Source organism: Kitasatospora sp. NPDC087271, from assembly GCF_044744605.1.
GTDB lineage: Bacteria > Actinomycetota > Actinomycetes > Streptomycetales > Streptomycetaceae > Kitasatospora.
In genome coordinates this window covers 260,427-282,792 of sequence record NZ_JBIUYQ010000004.1, presented here as the reverse complement: position 1 = coordinate 282,792, position 22,366 = coordinate 260,427, and the positions used below count along the sequence as shown (strand labels likewise).

Annotated in this window: 14 protein-coding genes, 1 pseudogene and 1 riboswitch; of the genes and pseudogenes, 1 reads left to right on the top strand and 14 read right to left on the bottom strand. The window is 74.2% G+C overall.

Features of this window, described 5'->3' with window-relative positions:
- Positions 1-143: 143 nt before the first annotated feature.
- The 7 genes and pseudogenes from ACIO9K_RS10055 to ACIO9K_RS10025 all read right to left on the bottom strand — a co-directional run bounded on the left by ACIO9K_RS10055 (position 144) and on the right by ACIO9K_RS10025 (position 8,387).
- Complete coding sequence (locus ACIO9K_RS10055) at positions 144-1,511, bottom strand: NAD(P)/FAD-dependent oxidoreductase (protein WP_063348030.1); 1,368 nt, start codon at positions 1,509-1,511, stop codon at positions 144-146.
- A 428-nt stretch (positions 1,512-1,939) separates the two neighbouring features.
- Positions 1,940-2,875: a Ppx/GppA phosphatase family protein gene (locus ACIO9K_RS10050; protein WP_063348031.1), complete on the bottom strand. Its 936-nt coding sequence runs from the start codon at positions 2,873-2,875 to the stop codon at positions 1,940-1,942.
- Positions 2,876-3,006: 131 nt separating this feature from the next.
- Positions 3,007-3,546 (bottom strand): annotated as a pseudogene (locus ACIO9K_RS10045) (DUF501 domain-containing protein); the annotation flags it as partial.
- Positions 3,518-4,030 carry a septum formation initiator family protein gene (locus ACIO9K_RS10040; RefSeq protein ID WP_400328282.1) on the bottom strand — a complete coding sequence of 171 codons (513 nt, stop codon included), beginning with the start codon at positions 4,028-4,030 and terminating at the stop codon, positions 3,518-3,520. The pseudogene ACIO9K_RS10045 and the gene ACIO9K_RS10040, both read right to left, overlap by 29 nt.
- A gap of 206 nt (positions 4,031-4,236) precedes the next feature.
- Positions 4,237-5,523 carry a phosphopyruvate hydratase gene (eno, locus tag ACIO9K_RS10035; protein WP_400328280.1) on the bottom strand — a complete coding sequence of 429 codons (1,287 nt, stop codon included), beginning with the start codon at positions 5,521-5,523 and terminating at the stop codon, positions 4,237-4,239.
- Positions 5,524-5,790: 267 nt separating this feature from the next.
- Positions 5,791-6,708 carry a transglycosylase family protein gene (locus tag ACIO9K_RS10030; protein WP_363588373.1) on the bottom strand — a complete coding sequence of 306 codons (918 nt, stop codon included), beginning with the start codon at positions 6,706-6,708 and terminating at the stop codon, positions 5,791-5,793.
- Between the two features lie 5 nt (positions 6,709-6,713).
- Positions 6,714-6,881, bottom strand: a riboswitch (cyclic di-AMP (ydaO/yuaA leader).
- Positions 6,882-7,091: 210 nt separating this feature from the next.
- Complete coding sequence (locus tag ACIO9K_RS10025) at positions 7,092-8,387, bottom strand: cytochrome P450 (protein ID WP_400328278.1); 1,296 nt, start codon at positions 8,385-8,387, stop codon at positions 7,092-7,094.
- Between the two features lie 275 nt (positions 8,388-8,662).
- Between ACIO9K_RS10025 and ACIO9K_RS10020 the strand changes: the two genes are divergently transcribed.
- Positions 8,663-9,088 carry an SDR family NAD(P)-dependent oxidoreductase gene (locus ACIO9K_RS10020; protein WP_363588377.1) on the top strand — a complete coding sequence of 142 codons (426 nt, stop codon included), beginning with the start codon at positions 8,663-8,665 and terminating at the stop codon, positions 9,086-9,088.
- Positions 9,089-9,105: 17 nt separating this feature from the next.
- Here ACIO9K_RS10020 and ACIO9K_RS10015 read toward each other — a convergent pair whose 3' ends face one another.
- From ACIO9K_RS10015 to ACIO9K_RS09985, 7 genes are all read right to left on the bottom strand, one after another.
- Positions 9,106-10,134 (bottom strand): MazG family protein, encoded by a 1,029-nt coding sequence (locus ACIO9K_RS10015; protein WP_400328275.1) that lies wholly within the window; start codon positions 10,132-10,134, stop codon positions 9,106-9,108.
- A gap of 71 nt (positions 10,135-10,205) precedes the next feature.
- Entirely contained in the window at positions 10,206-13,835 is a 3,630-nt protein-coding gene (gene mfd, locus ACIO9K_RS10010; RefSeq protein ID WP_363619234.1) for a transcription-repair coupling factor, read from the bottom strand.
- An 816-nt stretch (positions 13,836-14,651) separates the two neighbouring features.
- Complete coding sequence (locus ACIO9K_RS10005; RefSeq protein ID WP_400328273.1) at positions 14,652-15,974, bottom strand: hypothetical protein; 1,323 nt, start codon at positions 15,972-15,974, stop codon at positions 14,652-14,654.
- Between the two features lie 265 nt (positions 15,975-16,239).
- The gene (locus tag ACIO9K_RS10000; RefSeq protein WP_400328271.1) at positions 16,240-18,780 is read right to left on the bottom strand and encodes an SUKH-4 family immunity protein; all 2,541 of its coding nucleotides are present in this window, start codon (positions 18,778-18,780) and stop codon (positions 16,240-16,242) included.
- Between the two features lie 60 nt (positions 18,781-18,840).
- Positions 18,841-19,842 (bottom strand): SMI1/KNR4 family protein, encoded by a 1,002-nt coding sequence (locus ACIO9K_RS09995; RefSeq protein ID WP_363588387.1) that lies wholly within the window; start codon positions 19,840-19,842, stop codon positions 18,841-18,843.
- A gap of 104 nt (positions 19,843-19,946) precedes the next feature.
- Positions 19,947-21,077 carry a DegT/DnrJ/EryC1/StrS family aminotransferase gene (locus ACIO9K_RS09990; protein WP_400328269.1) on the bottom strand — a complete coding sequence of 377 codons (1,131 nt, stop codon included), beginning with the start codon at positions 21,075-21,077 and terminating at the stop codon, positions 19,947-19,949.
- Complete coding sequence (locus tag ACIO9K_RS09985; RefSeq protein ID WP_400328268.1) at positions 21,074-22,258, bottom strand: Gfo/Idh/MocA family protein; 1,185 nt, start codon at positions 22,256-22,258, stop codon at positions 21,074-21,076. Before ACIO9K_RS09985 ends, ACIO9K_RS09990 begins: the two co-directional genes overlap by 4 nt.
- Between the last annotated feature and the right edge of the window lie 108 nt (positions 22,259-22,366).

The window sequence follows — 22,366 nt, the reverse complement described above, 5'->3', positions numbered from 1 at the left end:
GTTTCGGCAGGGGCCCTTCTACTTCTGTACTCCGCCCGGTCGCACGGCCGGCTGAGCACCACGGAGGTCGTGGTCCGGCGACACTGCCGGGCGGAGGGCCTCCGACTCATACCCCGGCGCTCCCACACCGGGGTCTCAGTCGCTTACTTGCTGGCGAGTTCCTTCTCGGCGGCCGGCTTGGCGGCCTCCACGGGCTTCGTGGGCGCCGTGACCTCCTGGATCGGCAGGCGCGGCTGCTCCATCTGGGAGAGGCCGACCATCTCGCGCTTCAGGAACATGGCCAGCGTCCAGTCGGTGAAGACCCGGACCTTGCGGTTCATGGTCGGGACCATGGCGCCGTGGTACGCGCGGTGGAACCACCAGGCCAGACGGCCCTTCAGCTTGACCTTGCCGAAGAGGATCGCGACGCCCTTGTGCAGGCCAAGGCCGGCGACCGCACCGAGGTTCTTGTGCTCGTAGTTCTTCTGCGGGAAGCCCCGCATGCCCGAGATGACGTTGTCACCGAGGACGGCGGCCTGGCGCACGGCGTGCTGCGCGTTCGGCGGGCACCAGGCGCCCTCGCCGGAGGCGAGGTCCGGGACCTGGGCGTTGTCGCCGGCGGACCAGACGTAGTCGAAGCCCTGGACCTGGAGGGTCGGCGCGGTGTCGACGTGGCCGCGCGGGCCCAGCGGCAGGCCGAAGTTGGCCAGCACCGGGTTCGGCTTCACGCCGGCCGTCCACACGATGGTGGAGGCGTCCATCTCCAGGCCGTTCTTCAGCACCACGTGCTGGTCGACGCAGGAGTCCATCGAGGTCTCGATGTAGACCTCGATCTTCCGCTCCTCGAGCTTCTCCTTGGTCCACAGACCGAGGTCCGGGCCCATCTCCGGGAGGATGCGGTTGGCCGCCTCCACCAGGACGAAGCGCATGTCGTCACGGCTGACGGTCTTGTAGATCTTGGCGGCGTCGCGCGCCATGTCCTCGACCTCGGCGATCGTCTCGACACCGGCGAAGCCGCCGCCGATGACGACGAAGGTCAGGGCCTTGCGGCGGACCTCCTCGTCGGCGGTGGACTCGGCCTTGTCGAGCTGGGCCATGACGTGGTTGCGGAGGCTGATGGCCTCCTCCACCGTCTTCATGCCGATGCCGTGCTCCGCCAGACCCGGGATCGGGAAGGTGCGGGAGACCGAGCCGGTCGCGACGACCAGGTACTCGAAGGGCAGCTCGTAGCTGTCGCCGGCCGCGGGCTGGATGGTGGCGACCTTGCGGGCGTGGTCCACACCGGTGACCGCACCGGTGAGCACCTCCGCCTTCTTGAGGGCGCTGCGCAGCGGCGCGACGAGGTTGCGGGGCGCGACGTTGCCGCCGGCCGCCTCGGGGAGGAAGGGCAGGTACGTCATGTACGACCGCGGGTCCACGACCGTGACGGTCGCTTCGCCGTAACGCATCTTCTTGAGGATGCGCATCGCGGCATACAGGCCGACGTAACCACCGCCGACAATGAGGATGCGAGGACGCTCCGTGGTGCTCATATCCGAAAGTATCCAGCACCGTCCGGAGCAGCCTTCGTGAGCCCGGTCACAAGCTTCTGGACACCCCGTGCTACACTGCGCGGCCGCAAATCCGGGCCCGGCGCGCCGGCTCACGGCCTCGGGCGCCCCCTCGTGAGCGCACGCCGGAATACCACCCTGCTGAGCAGCAACGATCCGTACGGTGCCCGGGTTCCCGCTCGTGATTTCGATTTTCAAACCTCAACCGAGGCTTGACCTGCGATCCAGGGGTCGTCACGGCGAGCAGACCTTCGGTCCCACATTTCGGACGTAGCGGGCGAGCGGCTGCGACGAATGACTGGATCGCCATGTGAAGAAATTCACGAACTTTCCCGCACCGGTCCGGGCGCGCCCCGGCCCCGGACCCCCGAAAGGGGTGCCGGGGCCGGTCGGGTAAGGCTCGCAGGAGGTCAGGAGGCCATACTCCAGGCGATGCCGTCCAGGATGTCGTGCTCGCTCACGACCACCTCGGCCGCGCCCGTCCGCTCCATGATCTCCAGCAGCTCCAGCGCGCCGGCCGCGATCACGTCCACCCGGCCCGGGTGCATCGACGGGATGGCCGCGCGCTCGGCGTGGGTGGCACCCAGCAGCTCGCGGGCGATCCCGGCGACCCGCTCCCGGCCGATCCGCGAGTGGTGGATCGCCGCCGAATCGTAGGCCGGCAGGTCCTGGGCGATCGCGGACACCGTGGTGACCGTCCCGGCCAGGCCCACCAGGGTGGCCGCGCCGCGCAGCGGGACGACCTCCTCGGCCTTGTCCAGCTCGGCCCGCACGTGCGCCCGGGCCGTCTCGATCTGCTCCGGCGAGGGCAGCTCGGCGCCGCCGAAGTGCCGCTCGGTGAGCCGGACGCAGCCGATGTCCACCGAGCGCGCCGCCTGCACGTCCGCACCGCCCAGCACGAACTCGGTCGAGCCTCCGCCGAGGTCGAACACCAGGTACGGCGCCGGGAACTGGCCGCCGGTCAGCTCCTTGGTGGCGCCCACGAAGGACAGGTGCGCCTCCTCCTCGCCGCTCACCACCTCGGGCTCGACGCCCAGGATCGCGCGCACGCCCTCGACGTACTCGTCGCTGTTCTCGGCGTCCCGCGAGGCGCTGGTGGCGACGAAGCGGGTGCGCTCCGGGCCGACCCCGAACCCGGCGATGACCTCCCGGTACTCGCGGCAGGCCGCGAAGGTGCGGGCCAGCGCGTCCGGGTGCAGCCGGCCGGTCTGGTCCACGCCCTGGCCCAGCCGATTGATGATCATGCGGCGGTCGAGGTCGGTGATCTCCCCGGTGGCCGGGTCCAGGTCGGCGACCAGCAGCCGGATCGAGTTGGTGCCGCAGTCGATCGCGGCCACCCGGGTCATGCTCACGCGGACTCCCCGGCGTCGGACTCCTCGGCGGCCCGCTTCTTCGCGGCGCGCTCGGCGGCCTTCTGCTGCTTGGCCTCGATCACGGCCTGGTGGTCCTGGTCCTTGGCCCGGTTGCGGGCGACCCGCTCACCGGCGGCCTCGACCTCGGCCGGGGAGACGCAGGGGCCCTTGGCCCACCAGTCCTCCAGCAGGCCGATCGCCTCGTCGCCGAGCGGGTTGACGCCCTCGCCGGCCGCCAGCGAGTGGCCGACCAGCACGTGCAGGCACTTCACCCGGTCCGGCATGCCACCGGCGCTCGGGAAGCCCTCCAGCACCTCGATGGCATCGCGCCGGGCGATGTAGTCCTCGTGCGCCTTCTGGTAGGCGGCGGCCAGCTCCGGGTCCTCGGCGAGCCTGGCGGTCTGCTCCTTCATCACGCCGTCCGCCTCCAGGGTGCCGATCAGCGAGGCGGCCTTGGGGCAAGTCAGGTAGTACAGCGTCGGGAACGGCGTGCCGTCCGGCAGTCGGGGGGCCGTCTCCACGACGTCCGGGTTGCCGCAGGGGCAGCGGTGCGCCACGCCGCGCAGGCCGCGCGGCACCCGGCCGAGCTGGGCGGCGATGGCGGCGACGTCGGCGTCGGAGACGGCGGGGTGGTTCTCAGTGGTCATGGGGGGAGGTGTCTCCAGCGGGGGACGGTGGGAGCGGACGGGGGGAGGCGGGGGCCGGGGCGGCGGCGTCGGTGGTGTCGGCGGCGTCGACCGAGTCCCAGATGCTGGCGTACCAGGGCTTGGCGGCCCGCGCCGAGCCGCCTGGCGCGCCGTCGGAGGCGGCCGGGGCGGCGCCGGCAGCGACACCGGAGGCGGACGCCGAGGGCCGGGCGGCGGCCGGACCGGCCGGATCCACCGCGATGTACGGGGTCTCCCCCGGCATCGCGTAGTGCAGCCGGGCACGGGCCTGCGCCTTGACGTACTCGGGGTCCTGCCAGCGGGCCTTCTCCCGGCGCAGCTGCTCGACCTGCTGGCGGGAGCGGTCGGCCTTCGCCTGCTGGGCGGAGATCTCGGCGCGCTGGGAGATGAACTGCCGCGTCGGGTAGGCGAGGATCGCCACCAGCGAGCAGAGCACCAGGACGAGGACGGTCGCCCGGCTCGTGAAGCGAGGCCGGGCCGCCAAGCCCGGGATCCTCCAGCCTGCCATCTCCCGTTCCCCTCCTGGTCGCGACGGTGCCCCGCCGTCCACCCTACGGGGTGAACGGCGGGGCACCGGTCAGGCGTGCTCACCGGTCGGCGGAGCGACCGTGCTCGCCGCTCCGAGGAGCGGCTGTGCTCGCTGCTCCGCGGAGCGGCTGTGCTCGCTATTCCGCGAAGCGGCTGTGCTTGCTATTCCGCGGAGCGGAAGCGCGGGAAGGCGCCGCGGCCGGCGTACTCGGCGGCGTCGTCGAGGATCTCCTCGATGCGCAGCAGCTGGTTGTACTTGGCGACGCGCTCGGAGCGGGCCGGGGCACCGGTCTTGATCTGGCCGCAGTTGGTGGCGACGGCCAGGTCGGCGATGGTGACGTCCTCGGTCTCGCCGGAGCGGTGCGACATCATGCAGCGGTAGCCGTTGCGCTGGGCCAGCTCGACGGCGTCCAGGGTCTCGGTCAGCGAGCCGATCTGGTTCACCTTCACCAGCAGCGCGTTGGCGGTGCCGGTCTCGATGCCCCTGGCCAGGCGGGCCGGGTTGGTGACGAACAGGTCGTCGCCGACCAGCTGGACCTTGTCGCCCAGCTTGACGGTCATGGCCTTCCAGCCGTCCCAGTCCGACTCGTCCAGCGGGTCCTCGATGGAGACCAGCGGGTAGGCGTCGACCAGCTCGGCGTAGTACTCGATGAGCTCGACGGCGGAGATGGCCTTGCCCTCGAACTGGTAGGCGCCGTCCTCGTAGAACTCGGACGCGGCGACGTCCAGGGCGAGCGCGATGTCACGGCCGGGCACGTAGCCGGCCTTCTGGATGGCCTCGGTGATGAGGTCCAGGGCCTCGCGGTTGCTGTCCAGGTTCGGCGCGAAGCCGCCCTCGTCGCCGAGGCCGGTGGACAGGCCGCGCTCCTTCAGCACGCCCTTGAGGGTGTGGTAGACCTCGACGCCCCAGCGGACGGCCTCGGAGAAGGACTCCGCGCCGATCGGGGCGATCATGAACTCCTGGATGTCGACGTTGGAGTCCGCGTGCGAACCGCCGTTGAGGATGTTCATCATCGGAACGGGCAGCACGTGCGCGTTCGGGCCGCCCAGGTAGCGGAACAGCGGCAGGTCGCTGGCCTCGGAGGCGGCGTGCGCCACGGCCAGCGAGACGCCCAGGATCGCGTTGGCGCCGAGCGAGGACTTGTCCGGGGTGGCGTCCAGGTCGAGCATGGCCTGGTCGATCAGGCGCTGCTCGGTGGCGTCGTAGCCGACCAGCTCCGGGCCGATCTGCTCGATGACGGCCAGGACGGCCTTCTCCACGCCCTTGCCGAAGTAGCGGTTCTTGTCACCGTCGCGCAGCTCGAGCGCCTCGAAGGCGCCGGTGGAGGCACCCGACGGGACAGCGGCACGGCCGGTGCTGCCGTCGTCGAGGCCGACCTCGACCTCGACCGTGGGGTTGCCACGCGAGTCGAGGATCTCACGGGCTACGACGACATCGATGGACGGCACGAGGCATCTCCTTGCGGAAGCAGGGTCCGGCTGACGTTGGGTGCTGCCGGCGGGACGATTGCGGAGTCGTTACGACCAGAGCCTAACCGCCCCGGCCCCCGGGGCCGCGCTGGCCTCGGTCCCGTCTCAGCGTGTGGCCCGGCTACCCACCGGTAGTTCACCTGCTTGCCCGATCGAAGCGGGCGAATACGGGGGAATGCGGGCGAAGGGGGACGGGTCCCGTCCCCCTTCGCCCGCAGGGCGCGGGCCGTTCAGGGCCCGGGCCGCTCAGCCGAGGTGCAGCACCTGGCCGGGCATGATCAGGTTGGGGTTGCCGCCGACGGTGCCGCGGTTGCCGTCGTACACCGACTGCCAGCCGCCGGACACGCCCTGGGCGGCGGCGATCGTCGACAGCGTGTCGCCGGCCCGGACGGTGTAGTCGTGACCGCCCTGCGCGGCGGCGGGCTGCGCGGCCGGGGCGGACTGCGCGGGCTGCGCGGCGCGGGGCGCGTACTGCGGCTGGGCGGCGGGCTGGCCCGCGTACTGCTGGTAGACGCTCTGGTGGCTGGTCCAGTACCAGGCGCCGTTGTTCTGGTACCAGTACACCTTCGCGTCGGCATCCCAGCCGGCCTTGCCGGAGAAGCCCTGGGTCTGCGGCTGCGTCTGCTGCGGGGCCTGCTGGACGGGCTGCTGGGCGGCCGGCTTCGGGGCGGCCTGCTTGACCGGCTGCTGGGCGGGCTTCGGGGCCTGCGCCTGCTGGGTCGGCTTGGCGGCGGACTGCTTGGCGGGCTTGGCGTCCGTGGAGGTGTCCACGGAGGCCGGGGCGCCGCCCTTGCTCAGGCCGGCCTTCTGGGAGCAGACCGGCCAGGCGCCCGGGCCCTGCGAGGCCAGCACCTTCTCGGCGACCGAGATCTGCTGCGCCTTGCTGGCCTGGTTGGCCTGCGGGGCGTAGGAGGTGCCGCCGTACGCCTTCCAGGTGCTGGGCGTGAACTGCAGGCCGCCGGAGAAGCCGTTGCCGGTGTTGATGCTCCAGTTGCCGCCGCTCTCGCACTGGGCGACGGCGTCCCAGGTGGAGGCCGGGGCGGCGGAGGCGCCGGTGGCGGTGAGGAGCGGCATCGCGAGTCCGACGCCGGCCACACCGGCGACGGCGATGGCCTTCTCGGTCTGGGTGCGACGGCGGTGGCGGCCGGTTCCAACGAACAGCATGAAGAGGTCCCTCTCCGCACGCCTGCGAGGTGAGCTGTCGGGTTCGGACCGGGAGGTGGCCCGGCCGCCGAAAGCGGAAACGATTCCGCTCGGGCGGCTTCACCCCAAGCCGTCGGGGAACGGCAACAAACCTGGTTCCCCCGCCCCTGCCCAGGGTCTGGTCGGTTTCCCGTGACGCGGCGGGCAGGATTCGGCGTTCCGCGCACGAGGTCCGCAGCTGCGAACTCCAGGGAGAGTAGACAGATCATCAGACCAATAACAAGCTCATATCACCGATATCACACACAAATTACGGCGCGTGGTCAATCGCCTACCAACGGCGGCGGTATGTCCGGATTAATGCGGGTTCAGACCTGGCTCCACGGGCCGCCGGAGACATGCCGTCAGCGTGTCGGGGCGGCGGTCGGCGTGACCGGCGGCGCGTGCGGAGAGCGGGTCTCCGGAGTGAATTCGACCGGGAGTTCCCGCAGGCCGCGCATGATCAGGCCGCCCCTCCAGCGCAGGTTCTCCGGGTTTTCCGCGAGCCGCAGGTCCGGCAGCCGGGAAAGCAGCGTGGCCAGTGCGCTCCGCCCCTCCAGGCGGGCCAGCGGGGCGCCGATGCAGTAGTGGATCCCGTGGCCGAAACCCAGGTGCGGATTGTCCGTGCGGGCCAGGTCCAGGGTGTTCTCGTCCGCGAACCTGGCCGGATCGCGATCCGCCGCGGCCAGCACCACCAGCACCGGATCGCCCACCGGGATGTCCACCCCGCCGATCGACAGCGGCCGCGTCGCGAAACGCCACGTCGCCATCTCCACCGGCCCGTCGTAGCGCAGGAGTTCCTCGATCCCGGTCTCCAGCAGCGCCGTCTCGCCGCGCACCACCGACTCCTGCAGCAGCCTGCGCTGCTCCGGGTTGCGCAGCAGCGCGTACGTGCCGTTGCCGATCAGGTTGACGGTCGTCTCGAACCCCGCGAACAGGAGGATGAACGCCATCGCGGCGGCCTCGTTCTCGTTCAGGTGCTCGCCGTGGTCGCTCGCCCGGATCAGGCCCGAGATCAAGTCATCACCCGGATCCGCCCGCTTGCGGTGGATCAGCTCCAGCAGGTACGCCCGCATCCGCTTCACCGCCCGCCCCACGCCTCCGCGTTGGCCGCCGCCGTGCCGGATCATCATCCCGGCCCAGTCCCGGAAGTCGTCCTGGTCCTCGGCCGGCACGCCCAGCAGGTCGCAGATCGCGTAGATGGGGAGCGGGAACGCGAACTCGTGGATCAGGTCCGCCGAACCGCGCTGCGCGAAGCCGTCGATCAGCCGGTCCGTGAGCTGCTGCACCCGCGGCTCGAACTCCGCCACCCGGCGCGGCGTGAACGCCTTCGACACCAGCCGGCGCAGCCGGGTGTGGTCCGGCGGGTCGATGTTCAGCAGATGCGTCATCAAGTCCGCCTGGCGCTCCCCCGGAATTCCCACCCGCCCGGTGCGGTGCGCCTGCTCGCTGTGGTGCGCCGGGTTCTTCGACAGCCGGCCGTCCGCCAGCGCCTGCCGCGCGTCCGCGTAGCGGGTCACCAGCCAGGCCTCCACCCCGCTCGGCAGCGTCGTGCGGTGAACCGGGGCGTGCTCGCGCAACCAGGCGTAGGCGGGGTACGGATCGGTGGCGAACTCCCAGGTGAAGAGCTGCGGGGCGGCGGGATCGGGCTGCACTGGCATGCGTCGACCGTATCCGGTGGGTCGGGGCCGCACCGCCTCCGGCGGACGCGACCGGCGGGGCCGGATCGTCGACACCCGGCGGACGGCCCGTCAACGCTCCGTGGACGCCCCGTGGACGGTCCGTGGACAGCTCTTGGACAGCTCTTGGCCGGGTGGCGGGCGTGACCCTGGTCACCTGAGGGGTAATCCCTGTTGCGGAGGGTCAGGACCTGCCTACGATCCTCCGCAGAAATCGTGGGCGCCGGTGCGGTGTCGCCCACAGGGAGGAGCAGACCATGCGGGTCAGCGGGGCAGTCGTCGTCATCGCGGTACTCGACGGCGGATCGGGAGCCGAGCTCGCCCGCCGGTTCGCCGCCGCCGGCGCCGCCGGAGTGCTGATCGCCGACCAACGTGCGGGCGTCGCCGAGGACCTCGCCACCGAACTCGACCGGCCGGGCTGCCCCGTCGTCGGCGTCGGCGGCGACATCCGCCGCCCCAGCGACGTCGCCGCCCTCGTCGACACCGCCGAGAAGCACCTCGGCCCCATCGACCTGTTCTGCGTCGCCGGCCCCGACGGCGAGCGGATCGTCTCGCTCGCCGAACTGCCCGCCCGCCTCGACCTCGAACGCCTCGCCGAACTCCTCGCCCTCGTCGGCGAGGCCATCGGCGAAGTCGTCCCCCGGCAGCGGCGGCCGATCGAGAACACCGCCACGGCCGCCTGAGGCCCTGCCCGGGCCCGCTACCCGCCGACCGGCCCGAGGCCCTCGGCCGCGCGCACCGCGTCCCGGTAACCGCGCGCGGCCGAGCGCAGCGCCGCGTCCACGTCCACCCCGGCGTCGTGCGCCCGCTGCGCCACCGCCAGCAGCAGCCGGCCCGCCGACTGCGCCGTCAGCTCCGCCGGCAGCGCGTACGGCTCGTCCGGCACGCCCGCGAAGCCCGCCCGGCGCACCCGCGACACCAGCTTCGCCGCGTACGCCAGCGACGGCAGCCCGGCCGGCACGCCGTCCAGCACCGACTCCCGGTCCGCCTTCTCGGCCGCCTTCAGCTGCTCCCAGTTCGCCTCCACCTCGGCGGCGCCCTCCGCCTCGACGTCCCCGAACACGTGCGGGTGCCGGTACATCAGCTTCTCGACGATGTCACCGGCCACGTCGTCGATCGAGAACGCCTCCGCCGGGTGCTCCTCGGCGATCCGGGAGTGGAAGAACACCTGGAGCAGCACGTCGCCCAACTCCTCGCGCAGCGTCTCCCGGTCCCCCTCCTCGATCGCCTCGACCAGCTCGTACGCCTCCTCGACCAGGTACTTCACCAGGCTCTCGTGCGTCTGCTCGGCGTCCCACGGGCAACCGCCCGGCGAGCGCAGCCGGTCCATCACCGACACCAGGTCCAGCAGCCGCGCCCCCGGCAGGTCGTACGACCCCGGCAGCACCTCGATCTCCGGCACCTCACCGGCGTGCTCCACCGCCAGCCGCGCCAGCGCGTCCGTCAGCCCCGGATCCCCGTCCGGGCTGCCCAGCCACACCGTCGGCCCAGCCCCGCCCGGCTGTCCGGTCAGCAGCCGCGCCAGCGCCGGTGCCGATCCCGCCGCCACGACCTCGACCTCCACCCCGGCCTGCCGCACCGCCGCCACCTGCGGATGCCCCGCGTCCCCCGCCAGCACCCGCCCCGCCGACCGCAGCGCCTCCCACGCCGGCCACGCCAGCAACCCGGGGGCCACCCGGTGGGTGGTCGTCAACAGGATCAGCTTCGCGTCCGGAACATTCGTCGTCACACCCCGAACCTACCCGCCGCCCGCCCGGGGCGGGGACGGGCCCGACGGGACCCGCCCCTCCCGCCGGGGTCCTACTTCTTCGACCCCGCCAGGTCGTCGAACATCGCCGACAGGAACTCGCTGCACCAGCCCAGCAGTTCCCGCCCGACCAGCGGCTTGCCGCCGATCCGCCCGGTGCTCGGCCGCGGCACCAGCAGCTGCTGGGCGGCCGCCTTGACCTGGCTGCGCGGGTAGAGCCGGTTCAGCCGCAGCTGCTGGGACTCCCGCAGCTCCACCGGCCCGAACCGGACGTTGGCCCCCTGGAGGGTGATGTCCGCGATGCCGCACCGCCGGGCGTACAGCCGCAGCGCCGCGACCAGCAGCAGGTTCTCCACCGGCTCGGGCAGCTTGCCGTAGCGGTCGACGAGCTCGTCCCGGACCTGCTGGATGTCCGCCTCCGAGTTGACCGCCGCGATCGAGCGGTACGCCTGCAGCCGTAGCCGCTCGCCGGGCGCGTAGTCGTGCGGCACGTGCGCGTCGACCGGCAGCTCGATCTTCACCTCCAGCGGCTCCTCCTCCGGCTCGCCGCCGTTCGCCAGCGACTCGCGGAACTCGGCCACCGCCTCGCCGACCATCCGCATGTAGAGGTCGAAGCCGACGCCCGCGATGTGCCCGGACTGCTCGCCGCCGAGCAGGTTGCCGGCGCCGCGGATCTCCAGGTCCTTCATCGCCACGTACATGCCGGCGCCCATCTCGGTGTGCTGGGCGATGGTGGCCAGGCGCTCGTGCGCGGTCTCGGTGAGCGGCTTCTCCGGCGGGTACAGCATGTACGCGTAGCCGCGCTCGCGGCCCCGGCCGACCCGGCCGCGCAGCTGGTGCAGCTGGGAGAGGCCGAAGGTGTCCCCGCGCTCGACGATCAGGGTGTTGGCGTTGGAGATGTCGATGCCGGACTCCACGATCGTGGTCGACACCAGGACGTCGAACTCCTTCTCCCAGAAGTCGACGACGACCTTCTCCAGCTGGTTCTCCCCCATCTGCCCGTGCGCGGTGGCGATCCGCGCCTCGGGGACGAGGTCCTTGAGCCGGGCGGCCGCCTTGTCGATCGACTCCACCCGGTTGTGGATGTAGAACACCTGGCCCTCGCGCAGGAGTTCACGCCGGATCGCGGCCGAGATCTGCTTCTCGTCGTAGGGGCCGACGAAGGTCAGCACCGGGTGCCGCTCCTCCGGCGGGGTGGTGATGGTGGACATCTCGCGGATGCCGGTGACGGCCATCTCCAGGGTGCGCGGGATCGGCGTCGCGGACATGGTGAGCACGTCGACGTTGGCGCGCAGCTTCTTCAGCTGCTCCTTGTGCTCGACGCCGAAGCGCTGCTCCTCGTCGACGATGACCAGGCCGAGGTCCTTGAACCTGGTCTCGGAGGAGAACAGCCGGTGGGTGCCGATGACGACGTCCACCGAGCCCTCGAACAGGCCCTCCAGCACGGCCTTGGCCTCGCTGTCGCTCTGGAACCGGGAGAGCGCCTTCACCGACACCGGGAAGTTGGCGTACCGCTCGGCGAAGGTGGAGAAGTGCTGCTGCACCAGCAGCGTGGTCGGCACCAGCACCGCCACCTGCTTGCCGTCCTGCACCGCCTTGAACGCGGCGCGCACCGCGATCTCGGTCTTGCCGTAGCCGACGTCGCCGCAGATCAGCCGGTCCATCGGGACGGACTTCTCCATGTCGGACTTGACCTCGGCGATGGTGGTCAGCTGGTCCGGCGTCTCCGCGTACGGGAAGGCGTCCTCCAGCTCGCGCTGCCAGGGGGTGTCCGGGCCGAAGGTGTGGCCGGGGGCGGCCATCCGCGCCGAGTACAGCTTGATCAGGTCGGCGGCGATCTCCTTGACCGCCTTCTTGGCCCGCTGCTTGGTCTTCGCCCAGTCCGCGCCGCCGAGCCGGTGCAGCGTCGGGGCCTCGCCGCCGACGTACTTGGTGACCTGGTCGAGCTGGTCGGTCGGCACGAACAGCCGGTCGCCGGGGTGGCCGCGCTTGGCCGGGGCGTACTCCAGCACCAGGTACTCGCGGGTGGCGCCCTGGACGGTGCGCTGCACCATCTCGACGTACCGGCCGACGCCGTGCGCCTCGTGAACGACGTAGTCGCCGGCGGCCAGGGCCAGCGGGTCGATCGCGTTGCGGCGCCGGGACGGCATCCGGCGCATGTCCTTGGTGGAGGACTTCTGGCCGGACAGGTCGGTCTCGGTGATGACCGTCAGCTTCAGGGCCTCGTCGACGAAGCCGTGCTCGATCGAGCCGCAGGAGACGTAGACGACGTCCCGGGTGGGCGCCTCGGCGAGGTCGGCGACCAGCCGGGCCGGGATGCCCTCGTTGCCGAGCACCTCGGCGAGCCGGGAGGCGGGCCCGTGGCCCTCCGTCACCATCACGACGCGCCAGTCGGCGGCCAGCCGCTCCTTGGCGTCGGCGATCGCCCGGGCGGTGTCGCCCCGGTAGGCCTCGACGGCGTGCATACCGAGGGTGAGCGTGTTGGCGTCGAACTCCAGGACCTCGTTCACGGTGGACTCGCTGGTCGCGAACGGGCTGACCGACCACCAGGGCAGGCCGATCTCGGCGGCGTGCTCGCGCACCTCGGCGAGCGAGCGCAGCGAGGCGGCGGAGACGTCGATGGTCTCCAGGTCGATCGGCCGGTCCCCGCCGGCCGCGGCCGCCACCCAGGAGGCGTGCAGGAACTCCTGGCTGGTCGCCACCAGGTCGGCGGCCCGGGTCCGGACCCGCTCGGGGTCGCAGACCACGGCGACCGAGCCGAGCGGCAGCACGTCCATCAGCAGTTCCATGTCGTCCACCAGGACGGGCGCCAGCGACTCCATGCCCTCGACCGCGATGCCCTCGGCGATCTTGTCCAGGATCTCGGCCAGCCCGGGGTGCTCGGCGGCCAGCTCGGCAGCCCGCGCCCGCACCTCGTCGGTGAGCAGCAGCTCGCGGCAGGGCGGCGCCCACAGGCCGTGCTCGGCGATCTCCAGCGAGCGCTGGTCGGCGACCTTGAAGTAGCGGATCTCCTCGACGTCGTCGCCCCAGAACTCCACCCGCAGCGGGTGCTCCTCGGTCGGCGGGAAGACGTCCAGGATGCCGCCGCGGACGGCGAACTCGCCGCGCTTCTCGACCAGTTCGACACGCGCGTAGGCGGCGGCGGAGAGCCGTCGGGCGACCTCCTCCAGGTCGTGCGACTCGCCGCGCCGGACGGCCACCGGCTCCAGCTCGGCCAGCCCCTTGACCTGCGGCTGGAGCACGGAGCGGACCGGCGCGACGACCACCTGCACCGGGCCGGCCGCCGGGTCGTCCGCCCGCGGGTGCACGATCCGGCGCAGCACGGCCAGCCGGCGCCCGACGGTGTCCGAGCGGGGCGACAGCCGCTCGTGCGGCAGGGTCTCCCAGGCCGGGTACTCGGCGACCGCGTCCGGCGGCAGCAGCGAGCGCAGCGAGGCCGCGAGGTCCTCGGCCTCCCGGCCGGTCGCGGTGACGGCGAGCACCGGACGGCCGCGCTCGCCGGCGGCCTGGCCGGCCAGCGCGCGGGCGAGCGCGGCGATGGCGAACGGCCGGGCGGCGGGCGGTCCGACCAGGTCCAGGTGGCGGCGGCCGCCGGCCGCGGCTCCGGTGGCGGTCGCCGCCTCGATGGCCTCGGCGAGGGCCGAGTCCCGCGCGACGACATCGAGCAGTCCGGTCAGACTCATCAGGGTCTCTTCTTCGTCCCGTGGCTGGTGCTGCCTCCGGGCGGCAGCGGCCTGCCGGGGCAACGCGAACGGCCCGGCACGCCGAGCGGCCGGGGGTCTCCAGCCTACGCCGCGGCACGGACGCGCACGCGGTGTACGGCCCGGCGGGGCCGGGCGGGAACGAACCACCGCCCGGGGCGACGAACGGCCCCGGGCGGAGCCCGGGACCGGGCCGCGACCGGACCGCGGACGAACCACTGGACGGAACACCGGACCGGCCGGTGGACGAACCGTCCGGCCCCCGGTCAGATTCGGCTCCGCGATCTGCCACGAACTGGACATACTCCTGTCACTGCCTGTCCATGGAGATCGCGCACCATGGTGAATGTGCCCGCCGCACCCAACCGTGGGGGATGGCTGTGGCGGCACTGTCGCACCCCCGATGGGGGTCGGAGGTGCGAGGCCGGGCGACCCTGGGTGGGGGCGCCCGCCCAAGCGCCGGGAACCGTGGCGCCCTTTCCTGGAGGGCGCCACGGGTCTCGGCCTCACTCATGGCCGCGCCCCGCCGGACCGCGTTGCGGCCCACCGCCGCCGCCACGGGCGCGGCGACCACCGGCGGGACGGGGCCGACGTCGTACGTCATCACCTGGTGCCCCTGGTCGGCGGCGAAGCCGTACCGCTCCTCTTCGGTTCGCCGTCCCGGCCGGCTGCCGGCGCCGGCCGGTCGGCCGCGACGCGCAGGCCCTGGCCGCCCGGTGGGAGCGGTCAGGGCCCAGGACGCGAAGCCCACCCGGGCTGATCACGGGCGAGCCGCCGGCGGAGGCGCCGGCGCGGCGGTCAGCGGCGCCGGTAGCTCACCGTGTTCGGGGTGGCGTAGCCGGCACCGTCGTCCACGATGACGATCTTCGGGATGACCCGGGTCTCCTCCTGCGGCTCCTTCTCGGCGCCGTCGCCGTCCCTGTCGGCCTCCGCCGACCGGGGCGGTCCGACCGGCTTCGGCGGCGCCGCGGCCGGCGCGACCGGACCGGTCGCCACCGCCCCGGCGGGCGCCTTGTCGGCGGGCGCACCGGAACCGCTCGCGGCCCCGGCGGCGGCCCCGCCCACCACCGGCATCCGCGGCCCGGCCACCGGCTTCTCCCGCGCCGCCGGTGCGACGGCCTTCCGCAGGTCGGCCACCTCGATCTCGCCGGTGTCCGCCTCCGAGTCCACCGGCGCCGCGTCCACCGGCGCCGCGTCGGCGACCGGCCCCGCGACCGCCGCCGCCAGCCGCTCCGGCTCGATGGCGCCGACCGCCGCGCCGGTGAGCGAGGCCAGGGTGGCCTTGATGTGGTCCAGGTGCTTCTGCACGGTCTCCAGACGGCCGTCGAACTCGCCCTGCTCGCGTTCGCTCGCCGCGTTGATCCGCTCGGCCTCCCGGCGGGCCTGCTCGATCAGCTGGTCGGCCTTGGCCTGGGCGTCGGTCTCCAGCTGCTTGATCCGGCCGAGCACGGTCTCCCGGTGCTGCTCGGCCTCCTTGACCCGCCGCTCGGCGGTCGCGGAGACCTGGGCGTCCTCGGCGTCGGCCTTGGTCTGGGCCTGGGCGAAGGTCTCGTCGGCCTTGCGGCGCAGTTCGGCGAGCGTGGCCTCGGCCTGCTCGCCGGCCTCGGCGGCGGCCACCCGCACCTTGGCGGCGTAGGAGGTGGCGGCGTCCCGGGCGCTGCGGCTCTCCCGGTCGGCCTCGGCCCGGATGCCCTCGGCCTCGGCGCGGGTGCGCTCGTCGGTGCGCCGAGCGGCCTGGTCGGCCTCGGAGCGGGTGGTGGCGGCGTACTCCTTGGCGGCGTGGCCGAGGGCCTGGCCGGCCTCGTAGACCTCGTCCCGAAGGTCCTCCGAGAAGCGCTCGGCCTTCTCCCGGACGGCGCGCGCCTCGTTCTGGGCCATCACCGCCAGTCCGGCGGCCTGCTCGCTGAGCACCTCGTAGTCGGGCTCCGGGGCGTCCTCGGCGGCCCGGCGGATGTCGGCCAGCCGGGCCTCCATCTGCCGGATCCCGGCGCCGAGGACGCTCAGCCGCTCCCACGCCTCGTCGCGCTGCGCGGTGAGGGCGGTGAGGGCTCGGTCGACCTGCTCGGGCGCGTAACCGCGCCGGGCAGAGGTGAAGCCGTACTCGGGGACGGCGTCGCTCATGGGCTCTTCCCCTCATGTCGCGGGCTGCGGAGCCCATGATCGGACGGAACGGACGGATCCGGAACCGGTTCGGCGGCCAGGGCCGAAATCGGACGCCTGGCGGACCGGAATACGTCGAGGACCGGACGAAAGACCCATCCTCTTGACCTATTTTGCGCAGATCCGGGCGAAACCCCAACGAGGCACAGCCGGGACGGCATGCCGGAGGGGTCGTTCCAAACACCGGAACGACCCCTCCCCACCTGCGAGGATCCGCGACGACCCGCTACAGCAGGCCGTCCCAGAACTGCTCCAGCAGCACGGCCCACCACGTGTCCGCCGTCTGCAGGGCCGCCGGGTCGATCGCGGCGAGCTGCGCCTGGAAGTCGGTCGTCCAGCGACCGGCCTGGTCCGGGGTCAGCCCGTACCGCAGCCGCCACATCCGGCCCAGCAGGGCCATCGCGCGGACGAACTCCGGTACACCCGTGTTGACGAACCGGGGCGGCTGGCCGGTTCCGTCGACGTCCACGGCGACCACGTTCGCGGTGCCGTACTGGACACAGAGCTGGCGGCCGTAGTCGTTGCCGAGCACCAGGTAGCCGCCGAAGTCCGGGGCCGCGGGCAGACCGCGCTCGGCGGCCAGCTCGGCGAGCGTCGGGATCGGCCGACCCTCCTGCGCCTGCGCCCAGAAGAACGGGCCGAAGTCGCGCGGCAGCCCCGCCCACACCAGGGCCTGCGACACCGGCTCGGGCACGCCCTGACGGGAGACCGCGCGCTGCTCGTAGCGGAACACGTTCTGGCCGAAGGCCGCCCCGAGCTCCTGGGCGAGCTGCTGCGGCGGGAGCGGCGGCAGCGGCTGGACCGTCCCCGGCGCGGGCAACGGCACCCGGGACGGGCGGACCCGCTGGGCCCCGGAGGCCAGCTGGTGCAGCTCGTCCAGGTGGTCGAGCAGCTCGGCCATGCCGGCCTGCCGGGACGCGTGGTCGCGGCCGTAGGCGGCGGTGTGGGTGAGCCGGACGTTCGGCCAGGACGCGGCGATCATGCGGTTGCAGTAGCCGCCCGGCAGGTCGCACGACTCCAGCTCGGTGTAGAGCTCCAGCACCTGCTCCGGCGGCACGTTCAGCCGCCGCAGGTCCTGGAGGATCTTCCACTCGGGGTGCGGGGTGCCGGGCTCGCTGCGGTGCAGCAGCTTCTGCTCGGAACCGTCCGGGCCCCGGTAGCTCAGCGCGGCGAAGTAGCCGGGGCCGACCGCCGGCACCCCCGGCGGGACGGCGGCGCCCTGCGGCACGCCGGGCACCGGCGCCGGCGGGACGGCCGGGGCCGCACCGCCCGCGTTCGGGTAGCCGTACCCGGCCGCGGGCGCGGCGGGGGCCGCCGGACCGCCGGGCGGCGGCGGGACGGCGGGGCCGCCGGACGGCGGGGTGCCCGGGTCGGCCGGCACGGCGCCCAGCAGCGCCGGGTCGACCGCCTCGGCCAGCTGGGTCGCCTCGTACGCCGCGCCGGAGGCGGGCGCGGCCGGCGGCACCGGGGCGGGCGCCGGGGCGCCGGCCCCGCGCAGGCCCGCCGGAGGCGGGGGCGGCGGGGTCGAACCGGCCGCGCGGCCGCCGGGGCCCGCGGCGGGCACGCCGGCCCCCGGGGTGTGCCGCAGCCCGGCGGGCGGGGGCGGCGGCGGGGCGGAGGCCGAACTGCGGCCGAGCGCGACGCCGTGCGCGCCCGGACCGGACGCGCCACCGCGCAGCGCGGCCGGAGGAGGCGGCGGCGGGGCCGACCCCGGGTTGCGGCCGAGCCCGGCCTGCGGCGGCGCAGTCGGCGCCGGGGCCGCGGGAGCCCCGGGCGCCGAGGCAGCGGGCGGACCGCCCAGGCCGGGCAGGCCGCCGGGCGCGGCGAGCACGGTCGGCGCGTGCTCCACCGGCGCGGCCGGCTGCGGGGCGGCGGCGGGCGGTGCCAGGACGGTCGGCGTCTGCTCCACCCCGCCGGGCGGCCCGGACGGCGCACCCGGCAGGCCCATCAGCCCCGGCACGGTGTCCGGCGACGCGAGCAGCGTCGGCGCCGGCTCGACGGCCGCGGGCGGCGGGACGGCGGAGGGCACGGGCAGCGGGACGACGGCGGGCGGCTGGGCGGCGGGCGGCGGGACCGGCGGCATGCCGTAGCCACCCTCCGGCGGCATCAGCACGGTCGCGGCCTCGGCCCCGGCCGGCGCGGGCGCGTCGGGCACGTCGGAGCCGGTGGTCCGCAGCCCCTCGGGCATCAGGACGGTGGCCGCCTCGGCCCCGGCCGGCGGCACCGGCACGGGGGCCGGGGCCTGCGGCGGGACGGCGAAACCAGCGGGACCGGACGGCACGGCGGGCGCCGCAGCGACCGGCGCGGGCGGCTCGGCCACCGGAGCAACGGCAGCCGGAGCCCCCTGGCCCCCCAGCCGCTCCGCCTCCGCCGCGATCGCCGCGGCCCCCGCCTCCTGCAGCCACTGCGGCGGGCTGAGCAGGAAGGACGTCGCCTCGACCGGCCCTGGCGCGGGCTTCGCCGCCCCCGCCGGGTTGGCCGCGACCGGCCGCCCGTACGCCTCCTCGTACTGCCGGACCACCTCGTTGACGGGCAGCGCGGGCCAGAGCGTGGTCGCGCCGGAGTCCCGGGCGATGACCAGTCGCGCCTCGCCGGCCGACCCGTCCCCCGCCCCCGACGGCCCCGCCGTCCCGTCCCCGGGGGCCACCGCCCAGCAGACGAAGCCCAGGTCGAACTCCCGGACCCGTACCTCGCGCTGCCGCGGCTGCGGCACCCCGCCGTTGATCCACTCCTCGGCGAGCTCCTGCGCCTGCGCGTACGTCACCACGCCCGGTTCACCCCTGCCCTCATCCTCGTCGTCCCCGCTCGTTCCACCGCCGCGGCCACGTCAGTCCACCGGGACGGCCCGGGCGAACCCGCCGTCCACCATCAGCTCCGCGACCGTCTCCAGCTCCGGCGGGCTGCCGGCCAGCCGCAGCAGGAACGCGTCGAAGTCCTCGCCGCAGGGCAGCAGCAGCCGGGCGCAGCGGTCCTCCGGGGCCTCCGGCGCGCCGGTGTCGCGGGCGTCGTCGTACAGGTGGAACCAGACCGAGCCGGCCCGGTCGCCGCGCACCTTGAGCGCGACGATGCCGCCCTGCGCGTAGGCGACGCCCAGGTAGTCCTTGGTGAGGTGGTCGCGCAGGCACTTGTTGGCGTACACGACGTCCTGGGTGCCGTACTCCTCGCTGAGGGTGAGGAAGGGCTGGTCGAGCAGCATGCCGAGCTCGGTGTCCAGCGCCACCCCGACCGGGGCGCGGCCGCCGCCCAGCTTGAGGAAGGTGCGGTAGGCGCCGGGCAGCCGGTAGCCGAGGCGCTCCTCGGCGCGCTGCACCAGGTCCTCGGGGACGCCGATCGGGTCGCCGCCGTCCTTGGCCAGCGAGAAGTGCACGGGCCGGCGCTCCTGCAACGGGCGGGTGCCGCGGCGGGTGTGGTCGGCGGCGGAGGTGGCCAGGCCGGCGTGGTGCCGCAGCAGCGCCTTGACCTCCACCGGGACGAGCTCCATCCGCCGCCAGCCGGGGGCGGCCCGGCCGACCGCGTGGTGCCAGGTCCAGCCGGGCGGGGTGGCGACGGCGGTGTCCAGGTCGGCCCAGAGCGGGTGGCCCTGGGTGAACAGCGCGGCGTTGGCCGACACGTAGTCGGTCAGCCGCAGCTCGTCCACGCCGAAGCCGTCCGGCGGGTCGGCGACCTCGGCCGCGGCGGCGGCGTACGGGCCGAAGTCCGGGTAGCCGTACTCGTCCACCCGGACCCCGGCGGGGTGTCGCTCCGCGCGGACCGGATCCGGGAACTGCACCACCTGACCTGCGTACGCCGCGTTCGGTGCGGCGGCGACGCCGGGCCGACCTGTCGTCATCTGGGAGCCCCCACTGGCTGCTGCAAATTCTCGAAGCGCTTGCTGGACACCAGCGTAGGGGGTCGTCTCCGGGCCCGGGCCCCCGCCCGGGAGAAGGGGAACCGTCAGAGCCGCTGCCCGAGCGCCCCGGCCAGCACCCCGGCGACCCTGGTCTGCTGCGCCTCGGTGAGGTGCGGGTGCAGCGGCAGGCTGAGCAGTTCGCGGGCGGCCCGTTCGGCGACCGGGAACGCCCCCGCGCGGTGGCCGAGGTGACGGAACGCGGGCTGGAGGTGGACCGGGACGGGGTAGTGCACCCCGGCGCCGATCCCGGCGGCGCGCAGCGCGGCGAGGACGGCGTCGCGGTCCCGGCCGGGGCCGATCCGCACCGCGTACAAGTGCCAGACGTGCTCGTTGCCGGGCGCGGTGCGCGGCAGGGTCAGGCCGTCGAGGCCGCCGAGCAGGGCGTCGTAGCGGGCGGCGGCGGCCCGGCGGGCGGCGTTCCAGGCGGGCAGCCGGCGCAGCTTGGCCCGCAGCACGACGGCCTGCAGCGCGTCCATCCGAGAGTTGAAGCCGAACCGCTCGTGCCGGTACTTCTCGCGCGCGCCGTGGTCGCCGATCAGCCGGACGGCGGTGGCGAGTTCGTCGTCGTCGGTGAGCACCGCCCCGGCGTCGCCGTAGCCGCCGAGGTTCTTGCCCGGGTAGAAGCTGGTGGCCGCGATCCGCCCGTAGCCGGTGCGACCGTGCTGCCGGGCGCCCTGGGACTGCGCCGCGTCCTCCACCACCGGCCGTCCGTCGGCCAGCTCCAGCAGCGGCCCCATCGGGGCGAGCTGGCCGTTCAGGTGGACGGGCAGCAGCGCGACCGCGCCGGGCAGCGCCCCGGCGGCCCGCTCGGGGTCGATCAGCAGGTGCGCCGGGTCGGCGTCGACCAGTACCGGGCGCAGCCCGGCCCGCTGTACGGCCCCGGCGGTGGCGACGAAGGTGTTGGCGGGCAGCACGACGCCGCCGCCGGGCGGCAGGTCGAGGGCGCGCAGGGCGAGTTCGAGGGCGTCGGTGCCGTTGCCGGCGCCCACGCAGTGCCGGGCGCCGGTGAAGTCGGCGTACTCCCGCTCGAAGCCGTCCACTTCGGGGCCCTTGACGTAGCCGCCGGAGGCGAGCACCCGGTCGAAGCCGGCCCGGACCTCGGCCGCGACCTCGGCGTGCGCGGCCGCCAGGTCGACCAGCGGGATCGGGTCGGCCGGCGGGATGCCGGCGCTCACCGGGTGGCCGCCCGGTCCCCGGACCCCACCGGGACGGTGGCACCGCCGAGTTCGAGGCTGAGCGAGGCCGCCTCCAGCAGCTGGAGCACCCGCACCCCGGCCCGGCCGTCGGTGAGCGGGGCCCGGCGCTCGGTGATCGCGGCGGCGAACTCGGCCATCACGTTGCGCAGCGCCTCCTGCTCGACCAGCGCGGGCGCGACCATCTCGCCGACCCGGTAGGAGATCAGCGCCCGGTGCCGGATCGCGTCGGTCAGCTGGTCGGGCGGGGTGAGGTCGACGCCGCGGTCGTGCACGGCCAGCCGGGCCTGCGGGTTGAGGTCGTCCCAGACCAGGGTGCGCCGGGAGCCGCCGATCAGCGTGGTGCGGACCTTCGTCGGGGAGAGCCAGTTGACGTGGCAGTGGGCCAGCGCGCCGTTGCTCAGCCGGACCGTCAGGTACGCCACGCAGGCCCGGCCGGCGCCGATCGGGTCGGCGCCCTGGGCGGACACCCCGACCGGTTCGACGCCGGGCGGCAGCACGAAGTCGAGGATCGACAGGTCGTGCGGGGCGAGGTCCCACAGCACGTCCACGTCGGGCTGCACCAGGCCGAGGTTGATCCGCACCGAGTCGAAGAACTGGACGTCGCCGATCTCGCCGCCGTGCACCAGCTCGCGGATCCGGCGCACCACCGGGGTGTAGCAGAAGGTGTGGTCGCACATCAGCACCAGCCCGCTGCGCTCGGCCAGGTCGACCAGTTCGGCGGCCTCGGCGGCGGAGGTGGTGATCGGCTTCTCCACCAGCACGTGCTTGCCGGCCTCCAGCGCGGCCCGCACCAGCCGGTAGTGCGCGGCCGCGGGCGTGGCCACCGCGACGGCCCCGACCCGTTCGTCGTCGAGCACCCGCCGGTAGGAGCCGGTCGCCCGGACGGTGCTGTACTCCCCCAGCACGGTAAGGGCCTTGGCCTCGTCCAGGTCGCACAGCCAGTGCAGCCGCAGCGCCGGGGTGTCCTGCGCGTTGCGGACCAGCTTCGGGCCCCAGTAGCCGGCCCCGACCACGGCGAGGCCCACCGGGCGTTCCGGCGCCGGCCGGGGCGGTTCGCCCGGCGTGGGCACGTGCCCGCCGGGCGCCTGGTTGGCGGCCTGCGCGTCCCAGGCCCCCGACCGCTGCCGTGGTCCGTTCCGACCGGGCTGCTCCGACGTCATCCACGAGCCCCTTCGCTCCGCCGCCGGGGCGGGCGCGGGCCCACCCCGGCGGCCCCAACGTCCGGCACGGGCACCGGGTCCGGGCCCGTCCGCGCGTCCGCGGACGGT